Consider the following 7,739-nt stretch of genomic DNA (forward strand, 5'->3'; position numbering starts at 1 on the left):
AAGTTTTTGTCGGTGGGCCTCGTTAGCCTGTATCGGGCCTGTCCCTGAACCCTTCGAACGGCTGAGAGTGAGCTTGTGTCTGACCGTCTGATCGTGCGTGGAGCGCGTGAGCACAACCTGAAGGACGTCTCGCTCGACCTGCCGCGCGACGCCATGATCGTTTTCACCGGTCTGTCCGGTTCCGGCAAGTCGAGCCTCGCGTTCGACACGATCTTCGCCGAGGGCCAGCGGCGCTACGTGGAGTCGCTGTCCGCGTACGCCCGGCAGTTCCTCGGCCAGATGGACAAGCCCGACGTCGACTTCATCGAGGGCCTGTCCCCGGCCGTCTCGATCGACCAGAAGTCCACCTCGCGCAACCCGCGCTCGACCGTCGGCACGATCACCGAGGTCTACGACTACCTGCGGCTGCTGTTCGCCCGTGCCGGGCGGCCGCACTGCCCGGAGTGCGGCGAGCCGATCGCGAAGCAGACCCCGCAGCAGATCGTCGACCGGGTGCTGGAGCTCGACGAGGGCACCCGCTTCCAGGTGCTCGCACCGGTGATCCGCGGCCGCAAGGGGGAGTACCTCGACCTCTTCCGCCAGCTGACCGGCCAGGGCTTCTCCCGGGCCCGGGTCGACGGCGAGACGATCCAGCTGACCGAGCCGCCGAAGCTCGACAAGCAGAAGAAGCACACCATCGACGTCGTCGTCGACCGGCTCGCGGTCAAGGCCTCGGCCAAGCAGCGACTGACCGACTCCGTCGAGACCGCGCTCGGCCTGTCCGGCGGCATCGTCACGCTGGACTTCGTCGACCTCGAGGAGAACGACCCGTACCGGGAGCGTCGCTTCAGCGAGAAGCTCGCCTGCCCGAACGACCACCCCCTGCAGCTGGACGAGCTCGAGCCGCGCTCGTTCTCGTTCAACTCGCCGTACGGCGCCTGCCCGGCCTGCTCCGGCCTGGGCACCCGGATGGAGGTCGACCCCGAGCTGCTGGTCCCGGACCCGTCGAAGTCGCTCGACGAGGGCGCGATCCAGCCGTGGTCCGGCGCGAACGTCTCGCAGTACTTCGAGCGCCTGCTGAGCGCGCTCGCCAAGGACCTCAAGATCAAGTCGAGCACGCCGTTCGGCGAGCTGCCGGCCAAGGCGCAGAAGGCGCTGCTGAGCGGGCACGACCGCCAGGTCCACGTCTCGTACAAGAACCGGTACGGCCGCGAGCGCTCGTACTACACGACCTTCGAAGGCGTCATCCCGTACGTCGAGCGCCGGCACGCCGAGGCGTCCAGCGACACCAGCCGGGAGCGCTTCGAGGAGTACATGCGCGAGGTCCCGTGCCTGACCTGCAACGGCGCCCGGCTGAAGCCGATCTCGCTCGCGGTCACGCTCGGCGGCAAGAACATCGCCGAGATCAGCGCGATGTCGATCGACGAGGTGCACGGCTTCCTGGTCGACCTGGACCTGACCCCGCGGGAGAAGCAGATCGCGGAGCGGGTCACCAAAGAGATCGGCGAGCGGCTGCGGTTCCTGCTCGACGTCGGCCTGGACTACCTGGCGCTGAACCGGCCGGCCGGCTCGCTGTCCGGCGGCGAGGCCCAGCGGATCCGGCTCGCGACGCAGATCGGCTCCGGCCTGGTCGGCGTGCTGTACGTGCTGGACGAGCCGTCGATCGGTCTGCACCAGCGCGACAACCGGCGGCTGATCGACACCCTGGTCCGGCTGAAGGACCTGGGCAACACGCTGATCGTCGTCGAGCACGACGAGGACACCATCGACCACGCCGACTGGGTGGTCGACATCGGCCCGGGCGCCGGTGAGCACGGCGGCCAGGTCGTCGTCTCCGGCACCGTCGAGGACCTGCGCAACCACCCCGACTCGATCACCGGCGCGTACGTGTCGGGCCGCCGCGAGATCCCGATCCCGCCGGTCCGCCGTCCGCTCACCGAGGGCCGCGAGCTGACCGTGTACGGCGCGCGCGAGCACAACCTGCAGGACATCGACGTGACCATCCCGCTCGGGGTGTTCGTCGCGGTCACCGGCGTGTCCGGCTCGGGCAAGTCGACGCTGGTCAACGACATCCTCTACACGTCCCTGGCCCGCCAGATCTACGGCGCCCGCGCGGTCCCCGGCCGGCACACCAAGATCTCCGGCCTGGACCAGGTCGACAAGGTGATCCACGTCGACCAGTCGCCGATCGGCCGCACCCCGCGGTCCAACCCGGCGACGTACACCGGGGTCTGGGACCACGTCCGCAAGCTGTTCGCGGAGACGCCCGAGGCGAAGGTCCGCGGGTACCAGCAGGGCCGGTTCTCGTTCAACGTCAAGGGCGGCCGGTGCGAGGCCTGCTCCGGTGACGGCACGCTGAAGATCGAGATGAACTTCCTGCCCGACGTCTACGTGCCGTGCGAGGTCTGCCACGGCGCGCGGTACAACCGCGAGACGCTCGAGGTGCACTACAAGAACAAGACCGTGTCCGACATCCTGGACATGCCGATCGAGGAGGCGGCCGAGTTCTTCGCCGCCATCCCGGCGATCTCCCGGCACCTGAAGACGCTGAACGAGGTCGGCCTGGGCTACGTCCGGCTCGGTCAGCCGGCCCCGACGCTGTCCGGCGGTGAGGCGCAGCGCGTGAAGCTGGCCTCGGAGCTGCAGAAGCGGTCGACCGGCCGGACGGTGTACGTGCTCGACGAGCCGACCACAGGTCTGCACTTCGAGGACATCCGCAAGCTGCTCGGCGTCCTCGGCGGACTGGTGGACAAGGGCAACTCGGTGCTGGTGATCGAGCACAACCTGGACGTGATCAAGACCGCCGACTGGATCATCGACCTCGGACCCGAGGGCGGTCGCCGCGGCGGCACGCTGGTCGCGGAGGGTACGCCGGAGGAGGTCGCGGCCAACCCCGCGTCGTACACCGGACAGTTCCTGGCTGAGATCCTGCACGGGCGGGCCGCCAAGCCGAGCGCGAAGAAGGCGGCCGAGGCCACGGTCAAGGCGCCCGTGAAGAAGGCGCCGGTGAAGAAGACGGCGGCCAAGAAGGCTCCGGCGAAGAAGGCGGTGGCTGTGAAGAAGGCCACAGCCACGGCGAAGATCACCACCACGAAGAAGGCTCCGGCGCGGAAGGCCGCGGCCAAGCGCGCCGCGGGCTGACCTGCGGTACGAGCTGCCTGCAGGCGGATTGACCTGCGGAGCGGGCTGCGGGATGAGCTTCACAGGTGGGCGGACCGGTTCGGTCCGCCCACCTTTTTCGTTCTGGTGGAACGGTCGGGGTGGTGGGCAGCGGTAACCCTTCGAGCGTTTAGATTGGGCGCGGACGAGGTAGCGGACCGAAGGGGTGCATGTGTCGCGGCAGTACGACACCCAGCTGATCGAGTCGGTGGCCGTACGGCGCCGGCGGTTGCGGGAAGCCTGGCTGTTCGGTTCGGCCCGGTCGCGGAACACGCTCGACGAGGGCATCACCAAGCTGTTCGCCAGCGCGGCGGTCGCCGCGGTCGTGTGCGCGGGCTGCGTCGGCTACTCGTTCATCCAGGACTCCAAGAGCAAGGGGCCGAACGGACCCGTTGCCCCGAGCCCCAGTTCTCCGGCGACCCCCGGCGAGAGCAGCACGCCGGACCCGACGGGGACCCCGCCGCCCAGCGGCACACCGCGGCCGCCCACGCCGCCGCGGTCCTGAAACACCCTGCCACAGCAAGGATCCCGGCCGCTCGGCCGGGAACCGGACGCGACCCCGGCCGCGTCTATGGTGGGCAGGAAGGCAGCCGGCAGATCACTTCGGAGGGACAGCAATCGTGGGTGGACAGCGTTGGGACATGGGTAAGGACACCCTGAGCACCCTGGCCAAGAAGACGGGTGGCAAGACCCAGGACCTCGGTGGTCTGGTCAAGCGCCTGGCCGCGGCCGCACAGCCGCTGGAGGGCAAGCTGCAGGGCAGTGGCCACGACGCCTTCATGAGCTTCAAAGGCCGCGTCGACGGCATCGCCGCCGACCTGAACGCCGGGCTCGCCGCGATCAACAAGGGTCAGCAGGGCATGGACGCCGCGACCCAGACCGGTATGAGCGACATGGCCCAGGCCGCCAAGAAGAGCGAAGGCGCGGCGAACTTCGACGGCGCCAAGTTCAACAAGCGCTGAGACGGGGAGAGACAGACTCATGGGTGGACGCAACAGCTACGACAGCGGTGCCAGCGGCGAGACGCAGGCCGCGATCAAGAGCCTCTCGGCGCAGATCGAGACGCTGATCGCCCAGCACCAGGCGAACGTGAAGGCGATGCGCGGCGACGCGACGATGACCAAGGTGATGGACGACTACGGCGCCGTCGAGGAGAAGTTCAACGCCGCCGCGACCGAGGTGCAGGGCATCATCAAGTCGCTGGCGAGCACGCTGGCCGAGTTCGACACGCACGCGGACACCGCGTTCAAGGCCGCCTCCAAGGCCGTCACGGACATCGGCAACACCTGATCCGCGGGGGAGCCCGGGCGGCTCCCCGCCACGCCGCAGGCCGGCGCGCGCTCTCGCGCGCCGCCGCGGGGGTGCCGTCGACGGCGACGGCACGCAGTACGTACGACGAACTTCACGGGTGAGCCCTGCGCGGGGCGGCGAGAGGTAGAGGCATGGTCAACTGGACTGTCGAGGCGACGGCGGCGATGCAGGGGCTGCAGGGCATGCAGACCGATGCCGCGGGGTTCGAGGCGATCGGCACGAAGCTCAGCAGCGGGCTGGAGACCGCCGCCACCCAGGCCTCGATGAGCGGCAAGGGCGGCCTGATCGGGGTCGCGATCGGCGAGTTCGTGGAGAAGTGGAAGGACTCGCTGCCCGGCATGGTCAAGCACACCGGTGACGTCATGAAGGGCACCGTCAACGCGCTGACCGCCCTGGCCAACGGCCACCAGGAGATGGCGCTGGCCGCCCAGCGCGGTGTCCAGCTGGCCGAAGGCGTCGACCCTCGCCAGGTGATCCGCAACGCCGCCGCCGCGGCCCGCGCCGAGCAGGCGCAGCAGCAGCCGCCGTCCAACTACCGCGCCGTCTGACCCGGGGGAGACGAACCGATGATCAAGCCCGAGGGCATCCCGAAGTTCGAAGGCAACCTGGAGCAGGTCACCAAGGCGGCCAACGACCTCTCGGCGGTCGGCGAAGAGATCAAGTCGATCGGTGTGAACCTGGAGAAGAAGTTCCGGAACAACATCGAGACCAACTACGCCAAGGGCCCCGAGACCCACCTGCTGGCCGCCGCGATGCTGCCGGTGAAGCAGGAGGGCGAGCTGTTCGGCCCGAACCTCGGCAAGATCGGTGCGGCGCTGCACGTCTTCGTGTCGGAGGTCGCCGACGACAAGCAGGGCCTGGCCACGGTCCGCGAACGCGCCGACGCCTGGAAGCGCAAGGTCGGCGACACCCCCGAGGACGAGATCGACGACAACGAGGACTGGGTCAAGGAGGAGAACCAGCTCCACAAGGACCTGCAGGGTCACCTCGACGCGATCAACGCCGCCGAGCGCAAGTGCGCGAACGCGATCGCCGACCTGTACGGCGGCAAGAAGTGGGAGGACAGCGGCCTCCGCGAGGGCGAGAAGCCGCCGGAGGACAAGGGCGAGGAGGAGAAGGACCCGCCGTGGGGCAAGCCGCTCGAGTACGACGCCCCCTGGTACGAGGACGCGGTCGACTTCGTCGGCGGAGTGCTCAAGGGCGTGTTCGTCGACGGCCTGCTCGGCACGCTGGACGCGCTCACCACGCTGATCCCGATCCAGCCGCTGCTCAAGTCGATCGGCGTGGAGAGCATCTTCGGCCACGAGCTGGCCGGCTGGGACAAGGCCGGTGAGGCCTGGAAGGGCGTCGGTCTGACGCTCGCGTCCGCGGCGATGTACGCGATCCCCGGCGCGGCGGTCTTCATGCACGTCGCCTTCCCCGAGACCGCGGCGTACCTGGACACCGTCGGCATCACCGTGCTCAAGGGCATGGTCGCCTGGGACATGTGGGGCGAGGACCCCGGGCGCGCGCTCGGCCAGGTCGGCTTCAACGTGATCACCACCATCGGTACCGGTGGTGCCGCGGGTGGTGTGCGTGCGGCCGCGATCGGCGGCAAGTACGGCGCCGCCGCCGCGAAGGTTGCCAAGGGCGCCGACGTCGCGATGAACGTCGCCGGCAAGCTGCGCCCCGGCCAGCTCGCGATCAACACCGCGCTGAAGCTGCCGAAGGTCTCCGACCTGGTGATCAAGGTCGGCAACGCCCCGGTGATCGGCGGCCTGGCGAAGTTCGGCGGCCTGGACATCCCGACGTCGAAGGGCGGCGTCACGCACGCCGGCGCGGTCGACGTACCGAATGTGGACCACACGCCGGTCTCGGTCGGTTCGCACACCTCGAGCACGACGTCGTCGCCGGTCCACGTCGACAGCCCGAGCAGCCCGTCGAGCGGATCGGACTTCCCGTCCGGCCGCTCGGACACCCCGAGCTCGCCGACCGGTGGGGACAGCCCGGCATCGCACTCGGACTCGCCGGCGTCCCACTCGGACGCTCCGGCTTCGCGCTCGGACTCGCCTGCGTCGCGTTCGGACAGCCCGGCGTCGGACTCGCCCGCGTCGCACAGCGATGCGCCAGCCGCGCACAACGACGCTCCTGCCCGGCAGGACGGACCGGCCCGGACGGACAACTCGTCCGCGGCCGACAGCCCGGCGTCGCACTCGGACGCGCCAGCTTCGCGCAGCGATGCGCCGGGGTCACGCTCCGACGGCTCGGGGTCGCAGTCGGACGCGCCGACATCGCACGGCGACAGCCCGGCCTCCCACGGCGACAGCCCGGCCTCGCGCTCCGACTCGCCTGCGTCGCACTCGGACAGCCCGGCTTCGCGCGGGGATTCGCCGAGTACCTCGCACAGCGACGCTCCGGCGTCGCGCGGGGACTCGCCGAGCAGCTCGCACAGCGACGCTCCGACCTCCCGTGGGGACTCGCCGAGCACTTCGCACGGGGACAGCCCGAGCACGTCGCACGGCGACTCGTCGCCGACGAGCCACGCCGACGGGCAGACCACGCCGGGCACCCGGACGCCGGATTCCCCCACGCACACCCCGGACGCGCCGAGCCACCACTCGCCCGACAGCCCGCGGACCAACACGCCCGACGCTCCGGCGGCGCACCACACGCCGGATTCGCCGCGGACGAACACGCCGGATGCGCCGCGTACGCCGGACGCTCCCGCGCACCACACCCCGGACTCCCCGCGGACGCACACGCCCGAAGCCCCGGCTGCCCGGCACACGCCGGACTCGCCGAGCACGCACAGCCCGGACACTCCGCGGACCCACACGCCCGACTCCCCGCGGACGCACACGCCTGACGCGCCGCGGACTCCGGATGCGCCGCGGACGCACACGCCTGACGCGCCGCACACGCCCGACGCCCCGCGGACGCCCGATGCGCCGCGGACTCCGGACGCGCCGCGGACGCACACGCCGGATTCGCCGAGTACCCACACGCCCGACGTACCGCGAACCCCGGACGCGCACCACACGCCCGACGCTCCCCGGACGCCGGACGCGCCCAGGTCCCAGCCGGACGCCCCGGCGGCGCACCACACGCCGGACTCCCCGAACACCCGTACGCCGGACGCGCCCCACACCCCGGACGCGCCTGCGGCCCGGCACACGCCGGAAGCCCCGACCCGGACGCCGGACGCGCCGCACACCGGCGACGTCGTACCGCCGGTCGTGGCCCCGCACGTCGGTGGTCGGGGGCCGCACGGAGCTGATGCTCCCCACGGGACGACACCGCACCAGCCGAAC

General features: G+C 70.6%; 5 protein-coding genes and 1 pseudogene. All 6 read left to right on the forward strand.

Annotated elements, in window-relative coordinates; all coding sequences use genetic code 11:
• Positions 1 to 75 precede the first annotated feature (75 nt).
• Positions 76 to 3,120, forward strand: a complete 3,045-nt coding sequence (gene uvrA, locus ABD235_RS07470; protein WP_344171340.1) for an excinuclease ABC subunit UvrA — start codon at positions 76 to 78, stop codon at positions 3,118 to 3,120.
• A gap of 190 nt (positions 3,121 to 3,310) precedes the next feature.
• Positions 3,311 to 3,643, forward strand: coding sequence for a hypothetical protein (locus tag ABD235_RS07475; RefSeq protein ID WP_344171342.1), 333 nt, complete (start codon positions 3,311 to 3,313; stop codon positions 3,641 to 3,643).
• Between the two features lie 136 nt (positions 3,644 to 3,779).
• Positions 3,780 to 4,100, forward strand: a complete 321-nt coding sequence (locus ABD235_RS07480) for a hypothetical protein (RefSeq protein WP_344171344.1) — start codon at positions 3,780 to 3,782, stop codon at positions 4,098 to 4,100.
• A gap of 19 nt (positions 4,101 to 4,119) precedes the next feature.
• Positions 4,120 to 4,428 (forward strand): hypothetical protein, encoded by a 309-nt coding sequence (locus ABD235_RS07485; protein WP_344171346.1) that lies wholly within the window; start codon positions 4,120 to 4,122, stop codon positions 4,426 to 4,428.
• Between the two features lie 152 nt (positions 4,429 to 4,580).
• The gene (locus tag ABD235_RS07490) at positions 4,581 to 4,997 is read left to right on the forward strand and encodes a DUF6507 family protein (protein ID WP_344171348.1); all 417 of its coding nucleotides are present in this window, start codon (positions 4,581 to 4,583) and stop codon (positions 4,995 to 4,997) included.
• A gap of 18 nt (positions 4,998 to 5,015) precedes the next feature.
• Positions 5,016 to 7,739: pseudogene (locus ABD235_RS07495) on the forward strand (hypothetical protein); the annotation flags it as partial.

It is taken from the genome of Kribbella lupini, assembly GCF_039529595.1.
GTDB lineage: Bacteria > Actinomycetota > Actinomycetes > Propionibacteriales > Kribbellaceae > Kribbella > Kribbella lupini.

Excerpts from the sequence above, each read along its gene's own strand:
- ABD235_RS07480 (WP_344171344.1), top strand. The coding sequence starts at position 3,780 with ATGGGTAAGGACACCCTGAGCACCCTGGCCAAGAAGACGGGTGGCAAG.
- ABD235_RS07485 (WP_344171346.1), top strand. The coding sequence starts at position 4,120 with ATGGGTGGACGCAACAGCTACGACAGCGGTGCCAGCGGCGAGACGCAG.
- ABD235_RS07490 (WP_344171348.1), top strand. The coding sequence starts at position 4,581 with ATGGTCAACTGGACTGTCGAGGCGACGGCGGCGATGCAGGGGCTGCAG.